Source organism: Streptomyces sp. NPDC001100 (assembly GCF_053598575.1).
The window spans coordinates 32,113-53,006 of sequence record NZ_JBSFKO010000046.1 but is presented as its reverse complement, the minus strand read 5'-3'; the positions used below and the strand labels follow the sequence as shown (position 1 = coordinate 53,006).

The following is a 20,894-nucleotide window of genomic DNA, read 5'->3' as shown; positions in this document are numbered from 1 at the left end:
CCGCCGGTGCCTGGATGAGCCGCCGGGCCGGGACCAGGCTCGAAGCCATGACGAACACAGTGACGACGTACCAGGGCCTTCTCACCGACAAGGTCGCCTTCATCAGCGGCGCCGGCCGCGGCATCGGCGCGGCCGCCGCTCGGCTCTTCGCCCGCGAGGGCGCCCGGGTACTGCTGGCGGCCCGCACCGAGGACCAGCTCAAGGCGGTCACCGAGGAGATCCGCGCGGCGGGCGGCACCGCGGACTACGTGGTCTGCGACCTGGCCGACGCGGCGAGCATCCGCGCCGCCGTCGACCGCACCGTGGAGGTCTACGGCCACCTCGACATCGCCTTCAACAACGGCGCGGTCGCCCAGCACCCCGGCCCCCTGGACGAACTCCCCGAGCCGGACTTCGACCAGGTCACCGGCGTGAACCTCAAGGGCGTCTGGCTGGCCATGACCGCGGAGGTCAAGGCCATCCGCGCCACCGCCTCCGGCGGCGCCATCGTCAACAACTCCTCCATCGGCAGCCTCCGGGCCAACCCCGTCCTGCCCGTCTACGGCGCCCTGAAGCGGGCCGTCAACAGCCTCACCGAGTCCGCCGCCGTCACCTACGGCCCCGAGGGCATCCGCGTCAACGCCGTCGCCCCCGGCGGCACGCTCACCGAGATGGTCCGCGACTGGGACGCACTCACCCCCGGCGTCATCGACCGTATGAAGTCCATGACCCCGCTCGGCCGCACGGCCGCTCCCGAGGAGATCGCCGAAGCCGCCGCCTGGCTCCTCAGCGACCGGGCGTCCTTCGTGTCGGGCGCGATCCTGCAGGTGGACGGGGGAGCGGGCGCATGACGGAGGCCGCCACCGGCGGCGAAGCCCCCGGTGGCGGCCCGCCCGCCGTGAGGTCACGGCGTGACGTTGATGTGCCTGGCCAGCGCGGTGACGGAGAGGTCGCCGTGGTCGACCCACTGCGGGAAGGCCAGCGTCTTGTGCTGGGTGGAACCGGGCGGGGTGATCTCCAGGAAGGAGGCGCGGACCGCGCCCGAGGTACCGGTGTTGGCGTGGGTCCAGGCGACGACGGCCTCGGCGCTCTGGCCGTCCTTGAGGACGAGAGTCTTCTTGCCGGGGTTGTGCGCGTACCAGGTGTTGCCCCAGTGGGTGTGGGTCGTGAGCTTCTTGTGGGCGGAGTTCTCCAGTCCCAGGCCGGGGTAGCCGCGCAGCGCGCAGGTCCTGCCGCTGAGGTTGCGCAGCGTGATGACGACACCCTGGTGGTTCATGCCGCCCGCCAGCCCGCGGCCGAACGTGGCCTTGAGCGCCCCTGCGGAGCAGGTCGGCGTCGCCGTCGCGGCGCTCGTGGTGGTCGCGGCGTTGGCGGTGCTCGCCCAGGCCGCGAGCCCCAGCCCGGCGACGGCGGCCAGACCGATCACCGTACGCCCGAAGCGGCGCTCGGAGCGGTGCCGGGGCTTGGCGGGGGCGGCCTGGTCGGTGGTGTTCTGCTGCTCGTTCACGGTGATCGTGCTCCCACTCCTGCTCCGCGACGCGGGCCGCTGTGTGCGCCCCGCGCCCTCCTTTGGTGTCGTGCACTGAGTCCGATGCGCGCCACCGCGGATTTGTTCGGAGAAATGAGCGGGAGTTCGAGAAGGGCTACTTCCAGGTGTCGCTCGCCGTGTAGCCGGACGAGGTGCCCGTCGTGTACGAGCGGTTCGTGCCGGACTCCCAGGTCACGGTCCCTGAGCTGTCCTTCTTGATGTACTTGTACGCGAAGGTCGTGCTCTTGGGGACGATGACGAGCTTGCTCCACGTCGGGTACGACGCCGAGGACAGCGGGATCGCGTCGCTCGTGTTCCAGGAGCCGAGCGAGGCGATCGAGCCGACGACGTAGACGTTCGTGCCGAGGGTGGTGGTCGCCGTCTCGTTGAAGGTGACGTCGGTGGCGTCGGCGTCGGCCACGTTCCAGGAGTTGTTGAGCGAGACCGCCGAAGTGGTCGTCGTGGCGGCCCTGTTGACGTTCGACTCCCAGGTGACGTTTCCGGACGAGTCCTTCTTGATGTACTTGAAGGCGAAGGACGTGTTGGTCGGCACGCTCACCGCCCCGGACCAGACCGGGTAGCCCGACGACGACAGCGCGACCGCCTTCGACGTGTCCCAGCCGCCCAGCGCGTCGATGGAGCCGACGACGTAGACGTTCGTGCCGGACGTCGTGGCCGCGTACTCGTTGAAGGTGGCGGTCACCGTGGGGCCGGACGAACCGCCGCCGGTGTCGTCGCAGCCGACCGTGCAGGTGTAGGAGGAGTTGTAGAAGGCGATCGCGCTCTTCGCGGGGATGGTGAGGGACGCGCTGCCGCCCGAGACGGTGACGGTGGACGCGCCGCCGTCGACGACGTTCTTGTACGTGCCGTCGGCCATGCCCGTGGTGAAGGCGTAAGTCGCCGCCGAGGAACCGTTGTTGAGCGCGAAGAAGCCCGCGCCGCTGCGGCCGAAGCCGATCACGCTCGACGACTTGGTCTGCCAGTCGGAGACGGCGGCCGTGTCGACGGCGTTGTGCCAGGCGACCATGCCGACGACTCCGGTGTCCCGGTCGAGGCAGTACCAACTGCCGCCGGAGCAGTCCGTGTTGGTCACGAAGCCGGACGAGTTCGGCGGTGCCTGGTCGCTCTGCGTCCACTCCCAACTGGCGTACACCGTCGGGGTGGACCACTTGTAGGCGAGCTGGAAGAGGTTGGCGAGCTTGTAGGTGTCGCCGTCCTTGTAGCTCATGTGGAGGCCGTTGCGCTCGGTGTCGTGATTGGTCACGAAGGACACCGAGTTGGCGGCCGGGAGGATGCCGCTGCTCCCCAGGGAGGACAGGTCGCTCACGTTGCCCTGGAACGCCGATTTCATCTTGCTCGCGTACGTGAAGTCCAGGACGTCACCGGAGGCGTAGTAGTCGCTGGGCTGCGGGGTCGAGCCCGGATAGATCTCCTGGAAGACGTACGGCGCGGAGCCCGCCGTCGTGTTCGTCAGCTTGCCCTCGATCGCCGCCAGGTCGGCCTCGGGGATGTGCTTGGCCGCGTCGACCCTGAACCCGTCGACACCGAGGGCGAGTTGCTTGTTGAGGAAGTTCGCGATGCCCGCGCGGACCGAGTCCGAGCCGGTCTTCAGGTCGGGCAGGCCCAGGAGTTCGCAGTTCTGGACCTGGGTGAGGTTCGAGTAGTCCTGGATGGTCAGGTCGGAGGTGGGGCAGTCCGCGGAGGTGTGGTAGTCGCCGGGGTCCCAGTCCGGGGTGTCGTACTTGCTGGTGAGCGTGGTGCCGTTGTAGCCGGTGCCGGTCTGCGCTGCGGTGTGGTTGATCACCGCGTCCGTGTAGACCTTGACGCCCGCGGTGTGGCACGCGCTCACCATGCTCGCGAACTGGGCCGCCGTACCGAAACGGCTGTTCAGGTTGTACGAGTACGGCTGGTAGACGTCCCACCAGTAGTAGTTCGTCTGCTTCAGCGACTCGGCGGGCGGCGCCACCTGGACCGCGCCGTAGCCGGCCGGGCCCAGTACGTTCGTGCACTCCGAGGCGATGGAGTCCCAGTTCCATTCCCAGAGGTTGGCGATGACGTCGCCCTTGGCGGAGGTGTCCGCGTGGGCGGTGGCGGCGGGCAGCGCGACCACGCCCGCCAGGGCGAGGGCCCCGACGGCCACGGCAGTGGCCGCGCGCCTGATGGTTCCCGGTGTTCGGTATCTGCTCATGAGCGGCTCCGAAAGGGGGGTTCGGGGTTCAACAACTGGTGAGCGTGGGCCAGTTGAGAAGGGCACGTCAAGGTTGCGGATGAAAGTTCTTTCTGTGACTTTCACATGTCTTGCTGCAACCCTTGCGTCAGCGATACCGTCTCGCCGGGGTCGGACCCGAACTGAGCCGTAATCGCAAGGAGTTCACGCCTGTGATACCGAGATGGCCGGCGTCCCGCACGCGCCGCACCGAGCGACGGAGAAGGGCCACGGGCATCGTCGTCGCCGCGCTCCTCGCCGCGTTCCTCCAACCCCTCGCCGCCCACGCCGCGACCCCGCCCGCACCCCCGTCCGACGCGAAGCTGGCGGCCACGCCCGCCCGGCACGACGACACCCGCGAGCAGTTCTACTTCGTGATGCCGGACCGCTTCGCCAACGGTGACACCTCCAACGACCAGGGAGGGCTGACCGGTTCACGCCTCAGCACCGGCTACGACCCCACCGACAAGGGCTTCTACCAGGGCGGCGACCTCAAGGGTCTGACCGATCGGCTCGACTACATCAAGGGCCTCGGCACGACCGCCATCTGGATGGCCCCGATCTTCAAGAACCAGCCCGTGCAGGGGACGGGGAGCGACGCCTCCGCCGGCTACCACGGTTACTGGATAACGGACTTCACCAAGGTCGACCCGCACTTCGGCACCAACAAGGACCTCGCGACCCTCATCTCCAAGGCGCACGCCAAGGGCATGAAGGTCTTCTTCGACGTCATCACCAACCACACCGCCGACGTCGTCGACTACGAGGGCAAGTCCTACGACTACCTCTCCAAGGGCGCCTTCCCCTACCTCACCAAGGACGGGCAGCCCTTCGACGACGCCGACTACGCGGACGGCAAGAAGACCTTCCCCGCCGTCACCACCGCGTCCTTCCCGAAGACCCCGACCGTCCCGGCCGACAAGGCGGACGTGAAGGTCCCGGCCTGGCTCAACGACCCGACGATGTACCACAATCGCGGCGACTCGACCTACGCCGGCGAGAACGCCACCTACGGCGACTTCTCCGGCCTCGACGACCTGTGGACCGAACGTCCCGAGGTCGTCAGCGGCATGGAGAAGATCTACGAGAAGTGGGTCCGCGACTTCGGTGTCGACGGCTTCCGTATCGACACCGTCAAGCACGTCGACATGGACTTCTGGACCCAGTGGGCGACGGCCCTCGACAAGTACGCCGCCGCGCAAGGCCGGAAGAACTTCTTCATGTTCGGCGAGGTCTACTCCGCCGACACGTCGGTCACTTCGCCCTACGTCACCCAGGGCCGCCTCGACGCCACGCTCGACTTCCCCTTCCAGGACGCGGCCCGCGCCTACGCCTCCCAGGGCGGCAGCGCGCAGAAGCTCGCGAGTGTCTTCGGCGACGACTACAAGTACACGACCGACAAGGCGAACGCCTACGAGCAGGTCACCTTCCTCGGCAACCACGACATGGGCCGCATCGGCTACTTCCTCGACCAGGACAACCCGAAGGCCACCGACGCCCAACTCCTCGCCAAGGACAGACTCGCCAACGAGCTGATGTTCCTCAGCCGCGGCAACCCCGTCGTCTACTACGGCGACGAACAGGGCTTCACCGGCTCCGGCGGCGACAAGGACGCCCGCCAGACGATGTTCGCCTCGAAGGTCGCCGACTATCTCGACGACGACGAGATCGGCACCGACCGCACGGCCGCGAGTGACGCCTATGACTCAACTGCCCCGCTGTACAAGCAGATCGCCGCTCTCTCCAAGCTGCGCAAGGACAACCCGGCACTGACCGACGGAGTGCAGACCGAGCGGTACGCGGCCGACGGCGCCGGGGTCTACGCCTTCACCCGGACCAGCGGCAGCGCCGAGTACGTCGTCGCCCTCAACAACGCCGACACCGCGCAGACGGTGACCTTCGCGACCGGTTCGCCGGACATGAAGTACCGGGGGATCTACGGGACTTCGGCCACCGCGACGAGCGGCGCCGACAACAAGGTGACGGTCACCGTCCCGGCCGGTTCCGCGATCGTGCTCAAGGCGGCCGGTTCCCTCGCCCGGCCTTCGGCCAACCCGACGATCACCCTCAAGGCGCCGGACGCCGGAGCCACCGGCACGGTCGAGCTGAGCGCGGATGTCACCGGCGGCCAGCTCAACCGGGTCGTCTTCGCCGCCCAGACCGGCAACGGCAGGTGGCAGACGCTCGGTTCCGCCGACCACGCCCCGTACAAGGTCACCCAGACCGTCGGCAAGGACGTGGCGCCCGGAACCGCCCTGCGGTACAAGGCAGTTGTGGTCGACTCCACCGGACACGCGGCGAGCGCGACAGCCGCCTCCACCTCCGGCACCCCGCCCGCCGAGGAAGTCCCCACCGCCTCCTCCCGCGACTACGCGATCGTCCACTACAAGCGCACCGACGGCGACTACGACAACTGGGGCCTGTACGCCTGGGGCGACCTCGCGGACGGCGAGGCGACGACCTGGCCGGCCAGTCACCCGTTCGTCGGGCGGGATGCCTACGGCGCCTTCGCCTACGTCAAGTTGAAGCCCGGCGCGACGAACGTCGGCTTCCTGGTGATCGACAAGGACGGCAACAAGGACGTCGCCGCCGACCGTTCGATCGACGTCACCAAGACCGGCGAGGTCTGGATCGAGCAGGGCAAGGACACCGTACAGACGGAACGCCCGTCCTACCCGGCGCAGGACACCGCCAAGGCCGTCATCCACTACCACCGCGCGGACGGCGACTACACCGGCTGGGGCCTGCACGTCTGGACGGGCGCCGCGAACCCCACCGACTGGTCGAGCCCGCTGCAGCCGGTGAAGACCGACGCCTACGGGACTGTCTTCGAGGTACCGCTCAACTCCGGTGCCACCAGCCTCAGTTACATCATCCACAAGGGCGACGAGAAGGACCTCTCCGCCGACCAGTCGCTCGACCTCAAGTCCAACGGCTACGAGGTGTGGCTGCTGAACGGCCAGGAGAAATACCTCCTGCCGCAGCCCGCGGGCAGCGCGGCGGCCCTCGACCTGACCACCTCCAAGGCGGTCTGGATCGACCGGAACACGGTCGCCTGGAACGGCTCCGACGCGGCCGCCTCCACCCAGCTCCTGTACTCCCACGACGGTTCGATCGCCGTACGGGACGGCACGCTGACGAGCGACGACGAGCGGTGGCTGCGGCTGTCGAAGACCACGCTCACCGATGCCCAGAAGGCCAAGTTCCCCTATCTGAAGGACTACACGGCCTGGTCCGTCGACCCGCGTGACCGGGGCCGCGTCAAGGAGGCCCTGACCGGGCAGCTCGTCGCCTCCCAACGGGCCGTCAACGGAGCCGTGTTGGCCGCGACCGGCGTACAGATCGCCGGTGTCCTCGACGACGTGTACGCCGCCGCGACCAAGGCCGCCCTCGGCCCGACCTTCCGCAAGGGCCGTCCCACGCTGGCCGTTTGGGCGCCCACGGCACAGAACGTGTCCCTCGATCTCGACGGCTCGCTGAAGAAAATGAGCCGTGACGCCACCACCGGCGTCTGGTCCGTCACCGGTCCGGCCTCCTGGACGAACAAGCCGTACCGGTACGTCGTGAAGGTGTGGGCGCCGACCGTCCGGAAGGTCGTCACCAACCAGGTCACCGACCCCTACTCGGTCGCCCTCACCGCCGACTCCGAGCGCAGCCTCGTCGTCGATCTCGGCGCCAAGTCCCTTGCCCCCAGTGGCTGGTCGACCCTGAAGAAGCCCAAGGCGGTGGCGCTGAAGGACGCCGAGATCCAGGAGCTGCACATCCGGGACTTCTCCGTCGCGGACAAGACGGTCCCCGCGAAGGACCAGGGGACGTATCTCGCCTTCACCGACAAGAACAGCGACGGCTCCGAGCATCTGCGGGAGCTGGCCAAGTCCGGGACGTCGTACGTGCACTTGCTGCCCGCCTTCGACATCGCCACGATCCCCGAGAAGAAGTCCGAGCAGTCCACCACCGACTGCGACCTCGCCTCCTACGCCGCCGACTCCGAGAAGCAGCAGGAGTGCGTGGCGGCCGTCGCCGCGAAGGACGCCTACAACTGGGGTTACGACCCCTACCACTTCACGGTTCCGGAGGGTTCGTACGCGACCGACCCGGACGGCACCGGCCGTACCGTCGAGTTCCGCGAGATGGTCAAGTCGCTGAACGAGGACGGGCTTCGGGTCGTCATGGACGTGGTCTACAACCACACGGCGGCCGGCGGGCAGGCGGACTACTCGGTGCTCGACAAGATCGTGCCCGGCTACTACCAGCGGCTGCTGGCCGACGGCAGCGTGGCCACCTCCACCTGCTGCGCCAACACGGCGACCGAGAACGCCATGATGGGCAAGCTCGTTGTCGACTCCGTGGTCACCTGGGCCAAGGAGTACAAGGTCGACGGCTTCCGCTTCGACCTCATGGGGCACCAGCCGAAGGCCAACATCCTTGCCGTACGCAAGGCGTTGGACGCGCTGACGCCCGCGAAGGACGGCGTCGACGGCAAGAAGATCATCATGTACGGCGAGGGCTGGAACTTCGGCGAGGTCGCCGACGACGCCCGTTTCGTGCAGGCCACGCAGAAGAACATGGCCGGCACGGGCATCGCGACCTTCTCCGACCGGGCCCGTGACGCGGTGCGCGGTGGCAGCCCCTTCGACGCGGACCCCGGTGTCCAGGGCTTCGCGTCCGGGCTCTACACCGACCCCAACTCCTCCACCGCGAACGGCACTTCGGCCGAGCAGAAGGGCCGCCTCCTGCACTACCAGGACCTCATCAAGGTCGGCCTGAGCGGCAACCTCGCCAAGTACCGCTTCACCGACACGGACGGGAAGGATGTCACCGGCGCCGAGGTCGACTACAACGGCACGGCCGCCGGATACGCGGACGCGCCCGGCGACGCCCTCGCCTATGTCGACGCGCACGACAACGAGTCGCTGTTCGACGCGCTGACGTACAAGCTGCCCGCCGGGACGAGCGCCGCCGACCGGGCCCGGGCGCAGGTCCTCGCGATGGCCACCGCCACCCTCTCGCAGGGGCCGTCCCTCTCCCAGGCCGGAACCGATCTGCTGCGCTCCAAGTCCCTGGACCGCAACTCCTTCGACAGCGGCGACTGGTTCAACGCGATCCACTGGAAATGCGCGGACGGCAACGGCTTCGGGCGGGGTCTGCCGATGGCGGCCGACAACGAGTCCAAGTGGCCGTACGCGAAAGGCCTGTTGACGTCGGTGAAGGTCGGCTGCGGGCAGATCGAGGGGGCCTCGGCCGCGTACCGGGATCTGTTGAAGATCCGTACGACGGAGAGCGTGTTCTCGCTCGACACGGCCGGGCAGGTGCAGGCGAAGCTGTCGTTCCCGCTGTCCGGGAAGGACGAGACGCCCGGGGTGATCACCATGGAACTCGGTGATCTTGTCGTCGTGTTCAACGCGACGCCGAGCGGGCAGGAACAGCGGGTGGACGCCCTGGCCGGTACGGGCTACCGGCTGCACCCGGTGCAGGCCGCGGGCTCGGACGCCGTAGTGAAGTCCGCTTCTTACGACAAGGGCACCGGCACTTTCGTGGTTCCGGAACGCACTGTGGCGGTATTCACCCGGACATCCTGAAAGCGCATTATCGTGGTGGGGCGGGCTGTGACATCGGCCTGCCCCACCGGTGTGTCAAAGGGCCAGGGCTGACAAATGGACGTCGATGGCAAGCTGACGCACGCGACCGTGCTGCTCGTGGACGACGAGCCCGCGAGCCGGTTCGCGGTCGAGAGTGTGCTGAGCAGGGCCGGACATCGGGTCCTCGCGGTCGGCAGCGGCGGCGAGGCGCTCGCCGAGCTCGATGTGCGGCTGCGCAAGGGGAACCTGCCCGACGTGGCGCTGATCGACGTGCATCTGCCGGACATGAGCGGGTTCGACCTCTGCCGGCTGCTCAAGGAACGGCCGCGCATGGCGGGCCTGCCGGTCGTGCATGTCTCCGCCCTCGCCGTCCCCCCGAGTGACCGCTGCGCGGCGCTCGACGCGGGCGACGAGGCCTATCTGACGGTGCCCGCCGAGCCCGAGGAGATCGAGGCGGCCGTCCGGGCCGCGGTCCGGGCCGCCCGGCTGCGGGCCGACGACCAGGCGCTCGTCAAACGGCTGACCCTGCTGTCGGAGATGATCGTCACCATCCAGGCGGCGCGCTCCCTCCAGGAGCTCGTCGAGGTCGCCGCCGACGGCACCGCACGCCTCACCAACACACCCGCCGCCGTGTTCGTCCTCGACCGGGACGACGAGCTGTACCGCGGGCTGCCCCGGGACCGCACCTCGGTCGCGCTGCCCGGCCCGGACGCCGACCGGGCCGTGGCCCGGCTGCTGCGGCGGCTCTCCCAGGGGCAGTCCGGAGTGCAGATCACCACCGTGCCCGCGCCGCTGTGGCCCACCGGGCTCTTCCGGCCCGGCGTGGAACACGACGCCCGGCTCGCGGTGGTCCTCACCCAGGAGGGCCGCGCCCCGGTCTGTCTCGCCGCCCCCACCCGCGGGCTGCGCCGGGTGGGCCCCGAGGCCGAGGCGCTGCTGGCGCAGCTCGCCCAGGCCACCGCGCTCGCCGCCGAGCCGCTCCTCATGTACCAGGTCGAGCGGAATGTCGCCCTCACCCTCCAGCGCAGCTTCCTCCCCAAACCGGACCAGCTGCCCGAACTCCCGGGCGTCGACGCCGCCGTCCGGTACGTGCCCGCCTCCCAGGACGCCGAGATCGGCGGCGACTTCTACGCCGTACTGCGGGCCGGCGGGGGAGTGCTCTTCGCCGTCGGCGACGTCGTCGGGCACTCGCTGGAGGCGGCCACCGTCATGGTGGAGATACGGCACGCGCTGCGCGCCTACTGCGTCGACGAGAGCGACCCGAGCGTGCTCGCCGAGCGGCTGGACCGGATGCTGCGGCACTACCACCCCGAGACCACGGCCACCATGTGCCTGGTCCTCGTCGACCCCGACACCGGGCGCGCCCTCATCTCCAACTCGGGCCACATCCCGCCGCTGATCGTCCGGGACGCCGGCACCGCGGACTACGCCAAGGCGGCGGGCCCGCTGCTCGGCGTGGGCCTGTCCCACCCGCCGCCCACCGAGCTGTTCCTCGAACCCACCGACCGGCTCCTGATGATCACCGACGGTCTGATCGAGACCCGCGGCACGGACATCTCGGCCTCCATGGAACATCTCCGCGCCGCCGCCTCCGGCGCCCTGCCCGGCCTCGACGCCCTGTGCGACACCCTCCTCGACTGCTTCGGCGTCGACCGGGAGGACGACATCGCGATGCTGGCGCTGCGGCTAGGGTGAGCCCGTCATTGGCTGAGAACAACAGGGGAATCCCATGCCGCAGATCACCGTCGACCACTCCCACACGATCTCCTTCGACCAGGACGGTTTCGCCCGTGCGCTGCACGAGGCGGTGGTCGAGATCGCCGCGGCCAAGCCGGAGGCGTGCAAGACCCAGTTCCGCCCGGCCGAGTACACGGCCTTCGGGTACGAGGGTCTCGACGAGCTGGGACACACCGTCGTCCATGTCACCCTCGGCCTGCTCGCCGGCCGCACCGAGGAGACCAAGGCGAAGCTGACCGAGAAGGTCCTGGAACTCCTCCGCGAGTACATCGACGAGGACGGCTCCGTGCTGCACGCCTCCGCCGAGGTACGCGAACTCGACGCGTCGTACCGGAAGTTCGAGCGCTAGAACCTGTCCTTGGTCGCTGGTCGCTGTTCTACGACGCCAGTGCGACGAGCCGGACGACGAGGTCGGTGAACGGCCCGTCGCCCGGCTCGTTCCTGAGGGACTCGCGCAGCAGCGCGGCCAGTTCGTCGTCGTAGGCGGCGCTCACCGCCGCCAACGCCCCGAAGTCGTGCACGAGTTGGCGTTCCAGATCGGCGCGCGGGATACGCCGGCCGTCCAGCCAGATCAGTGCCGTCGACTCGACCAGCGAGATCCACGATCGGATCATCAACTCCAGCCGGGCGGGCGGCTGTTCGACCTTCATATGGGACAGGATCTGGAGGTACGCGGCCTGCCGCACCCCGTCCACGAGCGCGTTGGTGGTGGACGAGCCGACCGCCGGACCACCGCGCATCAGCGCCGCGAAACCGGGCCCGTGGTCGTCCACGAAGTCGAAGAACCGGCCCATCGCCCGCAGCAGCCGTCCCCCCAGCGAGCCCTCCTCAGGCACCACGAACCGCCCGGCGAGATCGTCCGAGGCGCGCTGCAACGCGGCCTCGTACAGGCTGAGTTTGCCGGGGAAGTAGTGGTAGACGAGCGGTCGCGAGATGCCCGCGGCGGCGGCTATCTCGTCGATGGAGACCTCGTCGGGCGAGCGATGGCTGAACAGGTCGAGAGCGACGCCGATCAACTGCTGCCGCCGTTCCTCGACTCCCATCCTGCGGCGAACCCCGGTACTCATGCGAACACCTTACCGATCTCATCCGACCCCGAACGAACCGGACCGACCAGGGTTGTTCACATCACCCCATCACAGATCCAACACCAGACGCACACTTCGGGCCCTGGACACGCAGATCAGCATCGAGTCGGCCCGCTCCGCGTCCGTCAGCAACTCGTCCCGATGCTCCACTTCCCCTTCCAGCACCCGCTGTTGGCAGGTTCCGCAGAATCCCTGCTCGCAGGAGTAGAGGGTGTCCGGCAGCTCCGCACGGACGGCGGCGAGCACGGTGGAGTCGGCGGGGACCGTCAACGTCCTTCCGCTGCGCCGGAGTTCGAGCTCGAACGCCTCGCCCTTCGACGCGGCCCGGGGCGTGAAGCGCTCCACGCGCACGTCCGGGAAACGTTCCGCGACGGCTGCCGTGAGCCCCTCCGGCCCACAGCAGTAGACGGCGGTCCCCTCCGGAACGTCAGCCAACTCCCCGTCCAGATCGGGGAGTCCGGTCACAACGGTCACCCGGTCCGGGCCGAGCTCCTCGATCTCCGCCAGGAACGGCATCGACTCCCGCGTCCGGCCCGCGTACAGCAGCCGCCAGTCGGCGCCCTCGGGCAGGGCCCGCAGCATCGGCAGGACGGGCGTGATCCCGATCCCGCCGGCCACGAAGACGTACTTCGGGGCCGCGACGAGCGGGAACCTGTTGCGCGGCCCCCGCACCTCCAACTCCGCTCCCACCCGCACCTGTTCGTGCACCTCGCGCGACCCGCCCCGCCCGTCCTCGACCAGCCGTGTCGCGACCGTGTACGAGGAGGTGTCCGCCGGATCCCCGCACAGCGAGTACTGCCGCACCAGCCCCGAGGGCAGCACCAGATCGATGTGCGCCCCCGGCTCCCAGCCCGGCAAGTCCCTTCCTTCCAGCCGCAGTTGTACGACGCCCTCGGCGACCGTCTCCTTCGCGGCGACCCGCAGCCGCAGTGCCCGGGTGCGCGGCCGGCCGGAGATCGGCGGGTCCAGCGCGGGCAGCGGCCACAGCGGCGATACCCGCACCCGGCGCCGCAGCGCGCGCCGGGTCAGTAGCGCGGCACCGGCCAGCACCGCGACCGTGAGCGGCCTGGGCACTACTCGGCCCTCTTCTCGGCGGCCAGCGCCGCGGGCGAGGAGGCCAGATAGGCGACGGCCTGCTCGGTGCTGCCCTCCTGCGAGGGGTGGTAGGCGCGGCTCAGGTAGCGGGGTATGGACCTGAGCATGTCGCCGGTGGCGGGCAGGGTGCCACGCCTGCCGCCGACGTAGAAGTCCTTGAAGCTCGCGTGTGCGTCGACGAGGGTCGGGTCGTTCGCCATGAAGAAGCGGGCTCCGCGCTGCCACAGGAACATCAGCGCGGCGAACGCGGTGGCCCAGGTGCGGGCGCGCCGCCGGTAGTTGCCGTCGACGTGCATGAAGAGGTCGAAGGCGACGGACCGGTGCTCGACCTCCTCGGCGCCGTGCCAGCGCAGCAGGTCCAGCATCGTCGGATCGGCGCCGCGCCGGTCCAGCTCCTCGGCGTTCAGCACCCAGTTGCCGAGGAACGCCGTGTAGTGCTCGATGGCCGCGATGATCGCGACCCGCTCCAGCAGCCACCACCTGCGGGCCCGCCCCGGGGGCAGGGTGCGGTCGCCGAGCAGCTTCTCGAAGAACCAGTCGACCTGCGCGGTGTACGGCGTCGGGTCGAGGCCCAACTCCCGCAGGTGCGGGAGGACTTCGTCGTGGGCCTGGGAGTGCATCGCCTCCTGGCCGATGAACCCGATCACGTCCTCGCGCAGCCGCTCGTCCCGGATGAGGGGCAGCACCTGCTTGTAGACGTGCACGAACCACCGCTCACCGGCGGGCAGCAGCAGATGCAGCACGTTGATCGTGTGCGTGGTGAACGGATCGCCGGGCACCCAGTGCAGCGGGGTGCCCTCCCAGGAGAAGGACACCTTTCGGGCCTTGAGCGGCTGCTTGTTGGACATGGCGTCAATGTACTGACGGGTAAGTCCGTGGGGAACCCTTGTGCGGGGACTTGTTGACGCGAGTGTCAGCTAGAGCCTTCGGTGAGCGTCTAACGGAGGCCCGTGACCGTCGTGCCGTCGTCCAGCGTGCCGTTCAGCTCGGCCTGGACGCCCTGCTTCGTCCTCACGGCCAGCAGACCGCCCTGCGCCGAGCCGGTCACCCCGCCCGTCGCCCTGATCGACTTCGTGTCCTTCCCGCCCGCGGCCAGCAGGTACCAGGTGCCCGCCGCCGACTTCCACAGCACCCCGGCCAGCACCTGCGGGTCACGCGCCCCGCACGCCGCCACGTCCTGCGCCTTCGCGGCGACCGCGCCGTACGTCCCGCCCGGCGTGTGGAACTGCGCCAGCACCCGCTCGCCGCCGCCTCGCCAGGTCTCGGCCCGGGTGCACACCCAGGCCGCCGTGCCACTCGCGTCGGGCAGCGGCTGCTGGGCGTACTGCCAGGCGTTCACGGACCGCACGCCCAGCGAGCGCATCGCGCCGAGGGAGCAGGCGAAGGGGGCCCAGGCACGCTGGGTCTCCGCGCCGGACACCTCGTGGGCCGAGCCGGGCCGGCCGGCGGTGAGGTGCGCGGGGACCAGTTCGCCGAGGTCGCTCATCAGGCGGGTGCCCGTGTCGTCGGTCAGCTGGAGCACGTTCCACGACGTGCACGCGCCGGTCTGCTGGGCGGGGCTGGCCAGCGGCGAGGTGATGCCGTCGGTGAGGGTCATGGGCAGAGTGCCGGCGTTCGGCTTCAGCAGGTCCCGCTCGGCCGCTTTCTTCACCCAAGGGGCCGTCAGATAACGGACGTTGCCGTCAGCCCGGTCCAGGACCACCGCGTTCGCCTCGGTGCCGGTGGCGCCGTCGACCCGCGCGAAGTCCAGCGCGGCGCCCTTGGTGCCGTCCTTCGGTTCGGCGTAGCGGGCGATGCGCAGACCGTCGTAGAGGATCACCACGCGGGCGTTGTCGACCGTTCCTGCGTACAGGAGTTGGGGCGGTCCTGCCGGGCCGCCGGAAGGGGTGCCGGGGGTCGCCGAGACCTGGACGGACTCGCCGGGGCGGGCCCATACGGCGAGGGCGCGGCGCAGCAGGGCGGTGTCCTTCGTGAGGTCGCCACGGGCGGGCCAGACGGAGAAGTCCTTGCGGGTGGCGGACTCCCAGGCGGTGGGCACGACCCTCGTCAACTTGCCGGGGTTCAGGGCGGCTTCGGCCGCCGGGTTCTCGGCATACGCGGGTGCGGCGGCGCCGTCCGGGCCCCAGCCGCCGCCCGGCAGCACGAGCAGCGCGCCGCACACGGCGACGGCCGCGGCGGCGGCCAGCGCGGCCTTGCCGTGCTGGCGGCGGCGCATCAGATCGGTGGGCCGGGCGTGCAGCGAACAGGGGTCGAACTCGGGGGAGTTCAGCAACTCGTACTGCGCGGGCGCCTCGTCGGCCTCGCGCAGCGCCTCGTCCACCTCGTCTACTCCGGCCGCAGCCAGTACGCGGCGTACGTCGCCGTCGGGCAGCTTCTCCAGGCCGCGCAGCGCGTACACCGCGCGGGCCGCGCCCGACAGGGCCGACAGCCGCTGGTCCAGGGCGAGTTCGTCGGCGCCGCCTGAACGCGGGAAGAGCCGCAGGCCCCACACCTGGGGGAGCAGCGGCGGGAGTTGGGAGCGCTTGGGCCACGCCCGGAACGACAGCGGGAGGCCCGCCTCCAGTGCCGTACGCACCACTCGGAGGCGGACGAACGCGTAGCCCGGGTCGCCGTCCCGCCCTGTCGACTGGGCCGGGATCGCCGACGCCGACGCGCGGCCCCTGGGCAGGGCGCGCTGGGTGAGGGCGTGCGCGGTCAGGACGCGCCGGTTGCGGCCGAGGCTCGGGGGGAGCACCAGATAGGCGAGCCGGACGAGCCGTGGATAGTGCTCGACGAGCGCGGCCTCGGCCTGTTCGACATCGACGACCGGGGCGATGGGTGAAGCTGCGGGGCGCTTGGCGACATCCTGTGACTGCACGTTCAGCAAAACGAGCGAATCGTGAGTTGGTCACCGCCACCCGGGTGACTCAGTCCTCCGGCTCCACCAGCGCCCGCGCGTAATTCGCCATCGACCGCTGGTAGCGCGGCAGATGGGGCGCCAGCGCGCCCAGCACGAGGGACAGGCCCTCGCGGTCGCGGCCCAGGCTGGACAGACACAGGGCGAGGCACGCGCGTACCGCGTCGTCCAACTCGTCCGAGGGGCCGTCGAGTTCGGGCGTGAGCAGCTTGACGCCCTCCTCCGCCTGCCCGATGTTCCGCAGCGAACTGGAGAGTTGGATCTTCGCGCGACGGCCCTTGTACCCGTCCAGCCCGCGTGCCAGCGCCTCCCGGTACAGCGGAGCGGCCTGGTCCGAGTGCCCGGTCGAGTCCCAGGCGCAGGCCTGCTCGAAGGGGCCGAGCGGGCTGCCGTCCGGGAGTTCGGCGACGAGCGCGTCGATCACGGCCCGGAAGTCGGCGGCCCGCTCTTCCGGATAGTCGTCGAAGGTCGCCCAGGCGGCGGTCACGCGGTCTTCCCAGTCTCTGTTCACGGGCGCCACCTTCGCACACGCGTCCAGCCGGGGCCCAGGGATTTGAGTGCGGGGCCCGTTGTGTCCGTATCGAAGGAGAAGGCCCCTCGTCGGGGCCGTCTGCGGCATGCTGCTGACCGGACTAGCGGAGGAACGACAGATGAGGCTGACCCGACCGATGCTCGCGGTGGCCGGCGCCACGGCGGCGCTGGCGCTGGTGGGCTGCGGCGCCGACACCAAGGCCGCGACCATACCTCCGGCGGCCACCGGCAGCCTGGAGAGCCTGGCGGCCAAGGTGAAGTGCACGCCCGACATCCAGACCGACGCCGACGAAATCCGCCAGGCCATCTGCAAGATGAGCTACGGCAAGTTCGTCCTCGCGACCTTCGCCACCGACCGCGGCCAGCGCGAGTGGATCAACGACGCCAAGGACTACGGCGGTTTCTACCTCGTCGGCCGCAAGTGGGTCGCCGTCGGCACCGAAAAGATCGTCAAGAAGCTCCAGCTGACGCTCGGCGGCGACGAGGAGATCGGCACCGACCACTCGAAGCACACCAGCTGAACCAGCTGAACTCCCTTTGGGGAAAGTCCCCTTGGGGGCACACGAAAGCGGGCGGTGGGAGAATCCCACCGCCCGCTTCGTACTACCGGGTCCTACCGGCTAGCTGCGCTCACTGGCACTTCTTGCCGGTGTTGATGCAGTTGGCGATCGTCGCCGCCAGGTTGTTCTTGGTGACGCTGATGAAGTCGTCGTGGTCGGTCGACGCCTTGTGCAGCTGCTCCGGGAAGCCGTCCACCGCGTAGGCGTTCTTGACCACGCCGTTCTGGATGGTGGGCGGGGTGATCTTGTAGACGAGGCGCATCGTCAGCTGCGGGATGGCCTTGAAGCCGTTCCCGCAGACGCCGCTCGCCGGGTCCGCGAAGGCCACGTGCGTACGGTGGTTGGCGCTGTCGATGTTCACGCCGTCCCAGCAGCTCTGGAAGGCGAAGGTGCGCACCACGTTGCTGCCCTGCGGGCAGATCGGGTACTGCTCCGTCAGCTGGACCTTGTTCTCGAAGCCGGTGCAGCTCCAGTGCGCGTTGGCGTTGGCCAGACCGTTGGTGAGGGTCTTGGCGTCACCGGTGATGATGCGCAGGAACTGCGGCATCGCGACGACCTTGCTGGCCGGCGAACCGACGTACTTGATCTGCGCCGACTGCGGGGTCAGGATCTTGCCGACGTTGCCTTCCTTGCCACCGCCGAGCGCGTTCGCGTCGAACTCCTGCGAACCGTCCTGCACACGCACGACCGGCCAGTAGTAGGCAGAGAGGTCACTCTGGTTCTGGCAGCTGGAGGGGGCGGCCAGCAGCGAGTCGTTCGTGGAGAACGCGTTGACCTTCTGGTTGCCGACGTAGTCGTGCTCGTGGTGCGCGCCGTTGTTCACGCCGGGCGCCACGATGACGTTGTCGGTGTTGTGGTTCTTGTTGGCGTTGACACCGCACCTGGTGGTGAAGGAGCCCGTCGAGGCCTGAGCCTGCTTCTGCGGCTTCGCCTGGACGTTGTTCGCGACCTTCGTGATGTCCACGAAGTCCGCGGCCGTCGGACCGTTGCCGGCCTGACCACCGTTGTTGGCGGCGGGCGCGGAGGCGCTGGCGCTCGGAGCGGCCGTGTTGCCGTTGTTCTGGCCGCCGTTGTTGTTGTTCTGACCACCGTTGTTGTTGCCACCGTTGTTGTTCTGACCCCCCGCGGTGGTCGTGTTGGTGGCGGTCTGCGTCGTACAGGCAGCGAGCTGCTTCAGTGCAGCCGCATTAACACTGCCGCCCACTCGCTGGATGTCGATGCGGATGCGGTCGATCGTCGCGGCCCGCTTCTCCTTGAGGGGGCCGACGATCGCGTTCTGCACGAAGCTCGCGTCGTTGGCCTGGGCCTGGCGCGTCGACGCGAGCCGGGCGTAGGCCTCGGTGATCTGCTTGTCCAGGTTCGCCAACTCGGTGGCGACACCCTGACGAGCCTTCTGCGGCACGTTCGTCAGCTGCTGGCCGACGTCCGGGCAGGCGATCGTCGCGACGGTCGCCGCGGCGGCCTTCGTCTGGTTCTGGCCCGACGAGTTGGACTCGTGAGCCGAAGCGTTCATCTGTGCCCAGAGCAGCCCGGCCCCACCGAGCGCTAGGGCAGCCGAGGCGGCAATGGCCTTGGTGGCCATCGGCGTACGGCGTTTACGATCATTGCGTCCCATGGAACTCCTCTGACTTCCTTGCGGGGCAGCGAGGCGCCCGACAGGAGTGAAGCGGCTCCCTCAGATACGCAGGAGGTCCCAGGAGTGTTCAGCCGTCTCATAAATTGATGAGAGGTTCCTGCATAAGTCCCCTCTCAACTGGCCCCTAAACACCGGCAGTTGTGATCAACTCACAGCTAGTGCTCAGCGTCCCTGGTCCAAATAGGCCAATACCGCCAGTACGCGGCGATTGTCGTCGTCGGAGACTTCCAGCCCCAGCTTGGCGAAAATATTGGACGTGTGCTTCCCGATCGCCCGTTCCGTCACGACGAGTTGCCCCGCGATCGCCGCGTTCGACCGCCCCTGCGCCATCAGTTCGAGGACCTCGACCTCCCGGGGCGTCAGCCGCCCCAGCGGCCGGTCGTCGGCCGCCCGCCGCGCCAGCAACTGCTGAATGACCTGCGGATCCATCACCGTCCCCCCGCCCGCCACCCGCCGTACGGCGTCCACGAACTGCTCCGCGTCGAACACCCGGTCCTTCAGCAGATAGCCCACCCCGCCACTCCCGTCGGCGAGCAACTCCCGCGCGTACAACTGCTCCACGTGCTGCGAGAGCACCAGCACCGGAAACCCGGGACGCTCCCGCCGCGCCCGCAACGCGCACTGCAGCCCCTCGTCGGTGTGCGTGGGCGGCAGCCGTACGTCGACCACGGCCACGTCCGGCGCCAACTCGGCCAGCGCCTTGGTGAGTTCGGGCCCGCTCTCCACCGCGGCGGCGATCTCGAAGTCGTAGGCCTCCAACAGCCGCACCAGCCCGTCCCGCAGCAGGAACAGGTCTTCGGCTAGGACAACACGCACGGAATCTCCATGGTCACCACGGTGGGACCGCCCGCGGGGCTGCTGACGGCCAGGACGCCGTCGAATGTACCGAGTCGCCGCCCGACTCCGGAGAGTCCCGACCCCGCCCCGACCACCGCACCACCCCCGCCGTTGTCGGTGACGGAGATCCGCAGCCTCCCCTCCTCGTGGTGGAGGTCGACCCAGATCCGGTCGGCACCGGAGTGCTTGACGGCGTTGGTCAGCGCCTCGCTCACCGCGAAGTACGCGGCCGACTCGACCGGCGCGTCCGCCCGCCCGCCGAAGTCCACGCCCACCTCCGTCGGCACCGGCATCCGCAGCGCCAACGCCCTGACGGCATCCCCGAGTCCACGCTCCGCCAGCACCGGCGGATGGATCCCGCGCACGAGGTCGCGCAGTTCGCCCAGCGCCTCGGCGGAGGACTGACGCGCCCGGCCCAGCAGCTCCTTGGCCTTCGCCGGGTTCTTCTCGATGAGCGCCTCGATCGTGCCGAGATCCATCCCCATGGCCACCAGCCGGGCCTGCGCACCGTCGTGCAGATCGCGCTCGATCCGCCGCAGCTCGGCCGCCGAGGAGTCCACGGCGTCCCGCCGAGTCTCGGTCAACACCCTTACCCGCTCGGCGAGTTCACCCTGCGCCGGGGCGAGCACGGAACGGGTCAGCAGGAAATGGACGCGCAGCAGGGCGGGCGTGAGGAAGTAGGAAGCAACGAGCAGCGCGACACCCAGCAGCCCCGCGAGCAGCGCACTGCCCTGCCCGCTCACCGGCACGAACCCGTACCACCACCCCACATACGTCCCGTCCGTGAACACCCGCCACAGTCCGAAGGCCAGCGCGAACCCCTCCAGCGGATAGAACACGAGAGCCGCGGGCACCAGGGCGGTGACGAACCCGGCGACCGTGTCGACGGGCAGCCACCGGACATCACGCCAGGTGGCGGGGTCGCCGAGCATCCGGAAGGTACGCGTCCAGGGTCGCGCACCATGAGGCACCGGCCGATAGGCCGGCGGAATCCGCACCCCGCACCACTCCACGGCGAACAACCGCCGCCGATCCGCGTGCGCCCGCACGCCTGCCAGCACCCAGGGCGTGGTGATCAGCCCGATCCCCACCGGGATGAGCACGAGGGAGACGAGCGTGAGAACGAAGAGGACGAGCGACCCGTAGAGGGAGAGCAGAGCGAGCGCGAGGCCGCGCAGCCCGGCCGTGACGACTGTACGGGCCCTGTTGGTGTCCATGGGCC

At 69.5% G+C, this 20,894-nt stretch carries 15 protein-coding genes; 5 read left to right on the top strand and 10 right to left on the bottom strand.

All coding sequences use genetic code 11. From position 1 onward, the window contains the following. Positions 1-47 precede the first annotated feature (47 nt). On the top strand, positions 48-830 hold the full coding sequence (locus ACWDEW_RS42370; RefSeq protein ID WP_450520718.1) for an SDR family NAD(P)-dependent oxidoreductase: 783 nt from the start codon (positions 48-50) through the stop codon (positions 828-830). A 53-nt stretch (positions 831-883) separates the two neighbouring features. Here the strand turns inward: ACWDEW_RS42370 and ACWDEW_RS42365 are convergent, their stop codons facing one another. Continuing rightward, complete coding sequence (locus ACWDEW_RS42365) at positions 884-1,486, bottom strand: DUF4232 domain-containing protein (protein WP_450520716.1); 603 nt, start codon at positions 1,484-1,486, stop codon at positions 884-886. 136 nt (positions 1,487-1,622) lie between these two features. Continuing rightward, on the bottom strand, positions 1,623-3,695 hold the full coding sequence (locus ACWDEW_RS42360) for a carbohydrate-binding module family 20 domain-containing protein (RefSeq protein WP_450520715.1): 2,073 nt from the start codon (positions 3,693-3,695) through the stop codon (positions 1,623-1,625). Positions 3,696-3,886: 191 nt separating this feature from the next. On the opposite strand from ACWDEW_RS42360, the gene pulA reads away from it, so the two are divergent. From pulA to ACWDEW_RS42345, 3 genes are all read left to right on the top strand, one after another. After that, positions 3,887-9,292 carry a pullulanase-type alpha-1,6-glucosidase gene (gene pulA / locus ACWDEW_RS42355; protein ID WP_450520713.1) on the top strand — a complete coding sequence of 1,802 codons (5,406 nt, stop codon included), beginning with the start codon at positions 3,887-3,889 and terminating at the stop codon, positions 9,290-9,292. Positions 9,293-9,367: 75 nt separating this feature from the next. Continuing rightward, a complete protein-coding gene (locus ACWDEW_RS42350; RefSeq protein ID WP_450520711.1) occupies positions 9,368-10,987 on the top strand; it encodes a SpoIIE family protein phosphatase in 1,620 nt (539 codons plus the stop codon). 34 nt (positions 10,988-11,021) lie between these two features. After that, a complete protein-coding gene (locus ACWDEW_RS42345; protein ID WP_019067327.1) occupies positions 11,022-11,378 on the top strand; it encodes a 5-carboxymethyl-2-hydroxymuconate Delta-isomerase in 357 nt (118 codons plus the stop codon). 28 nt (positions 11,379-11,406) lie between these two features. Here the strand turns inward: ACWDEW_RS42345 and ACWDEW_RS42340 are convergent, their stop codons facing one another. The 5 genes from ACWDEW_RS42340 to ACWDEW_RS42320 all read right to left on the bottom strand — a co-directional run bounded on the left by ACWDEW_RS42340 (position 11,407) and on the right by ACWDEW_RS42320 (position 16,619). Then, a complete protein-coding gene (locus ACWDEW_RS42340) occupies positions 11,407-12,096 on the bottom strand; it encodes a TetR/AcrR family transcriptional regulator (RefSeq protein ID WP_450520708.1) in 690 nt (229 codons plus the stop codon). 69 nt (positions 12,097-12,165) lie between these two features. Then, positions 12,166-13,191: a PDR/VanB family oxidoreductase gene (locus ACWDEW_RS42335; protein ID WP_450520707.1), complete on the bottom strand. Its 1,026-nt coding sequence runs from the start codon at positions 13,189-13,191 to the stop codon at positions 12,166-12,168. Then, positions 13,191-14,060 (bottom strand): metal-dependent hydrolase, encoded by an 870-nt coding sequence (locus ACWDEW_RS42330; protein WP_450520705.1) that lies wholly within the window; start codon positions 14,058-14,060, stop codon positions 13,191-13,193. The genes ACWDEW_RS42335 and ACWDEW_RS42330 overlap by 1 nt, the downstream gene beginning before the upstream one ends. Positions 14,061-14,149: 89 nt before the next feature. Then, positions 14,150-16,069 (bottom strand): hypothetical protein, encoded by a 1,920-nt coding sequence (locus ACWDEW_RS42325; RefSeq protein WP_450520703.1) that lies wholly within the window; start codon positions 16,067-16,069, stop codon positions 14,150-14,152. A gap of 49 nt (positions 16,070-16,118) precedes the next feature. After that, positions 16,119-16,619: a tetratricopeptide repeat protein gene (locus ACWDEW_RS42320; RefSeq protein WP_450520701.1), complete on the bottom strand. Its 501-nt coding sequence runs from the start codon at positions 16,617-16,619 to the stop codon at positions 16,119-16,121. 139 nt (positions 16,620-16,758) lie between these two features. Between ACWDEW_RS42320 and ACWDEW_RS42315 the strand changes: the two genes are divergently transcribed. Further along, complete coding sequence (locus ACWDEW_RS42315; protein ID WP_450520699.1) at positions 16,759-17,160, top strand: hypothetical protein; 402 nt, start codon at positions 16,759-16,761, stop codon at positions 17,158-17,160. Positions 17,161-17,269: 109 nt separating this feature from the next. Here ACWDEW_RS42315 and ACWDEW_RS42310 read toward each other — a convergent pair whose 3' ends face one another. The 3 genes from ACWDEW_RS42310 to ACWDEW_RS42300 form a co-directional block, all read right to left on the bottom strand. Next, positions 17,270-18,814, bottom strand: coding sequence for a DUF1996 domain-containing protein (locus ACWDEW_RS42310; protein ID WP_450520697.1), 1,545 nt, complete (start codon positions 18,812-18,814; stop codon positions 17,270-17,272). A 183-nt stretch (positions 18,815-18,997) separates the two neighbouring features. Continuing rightward, complete coding sequence (locus tag ACWDEW_RS42305; RefSeq protein ID WP_359616215.1) at positions 18,998-19,651, bottom strand: response regulator transcription factor; 654 nt, start codon at positions 19,649-19,651, stop codon at positions 18,998-19,000. Continuing rightward, the gene (locus ACWDEW_RS42300) at positions 19,636-20,889 is read right to left on the bottom strand and encodes a sensor histidine kinase (RefSeq protein ID WP_450520695.1); all 1,254 of its coding nucleotides are present in this window, start codon (positions 20,887-20,889) and stop codon (positions 19,636-19,638) included. Before ACWDEW_RS42300 ends, ACWDEW_RS42305 begins: the two co-directional genes overlap by 16 nt. Positions 20,890-20,894: the final 5 nt, after the last annotated feature.

Excerpts from the sequence above, each read along its gene's own strand:
- ACWDEW_RS42330 (WP_450520705.1), bottom strand. The coding sequence starts at position 14,060 with ATGTCCAACAAGCAGCCGCTCAAGGCCCGAAAGGTGTCCTTCTCCTGG.
- ACWDEW_RS42345 (WP_019067327.1), top strand. The coding sequence starts at position 11,022 with ATGCCGCAGATCACCGTCGACCACTCCCACACGATCTCCTTCGACCAG.
- ACWDEW_RS42315 (WP_450520699.1), top strand. The coding sequence starts at position 16,759 with ATGAGGCTGACCCGACCGATGCTCGCGGTGGCCGGCGCCACGGCGGCG.
- ACWDEW_RS42360 (WP_450520715.1), bottom strand. The coding sequence starts at position 3,695 with ATGAGCAGATACCGAACACCGGGAACCATCAGGCGCGCGGCCACTGCC.
- ACWDEW_RS42300 (WP_450520695.1), bottom strand. The coding sequence starts at position 20,889 with ATGGACACCAACAGGGCCCGTACAGTCGTCACGGCCGGGCTGCGCGGC.
- ACWDEW_RS42350 (WP_450520711.1), top strand. The coding sequence starts at position 9,368 with ATGGACGTCGATGGCAAGCTGACGCACGCGACCGTGCTGCTCGTGGAC.
- ACWDEW_RS42370 (WP_450520718.1), top strand. The coding sequence starts at position 48 with ATGACGAACACAGTGACGACGTACCAGGGCCTTCTCACCGACAAGGTC.
- ACWDEW_RS42310 (WP_450520697.1), bottom strand. The coding sequence starts at position 18,814 with ATGGGACGCAATGATCGTAAACGCCGTACGCCGATGGCCACCAAGGCC.
- ACWDEW_RS42340 (WP_450520708.1), bottom strand. The coding sequence starts at position 12,096 with ATGAGTACCGGGGTTCGCCGCAGGATGGGAGTCGAGGAACGGCGGCAG.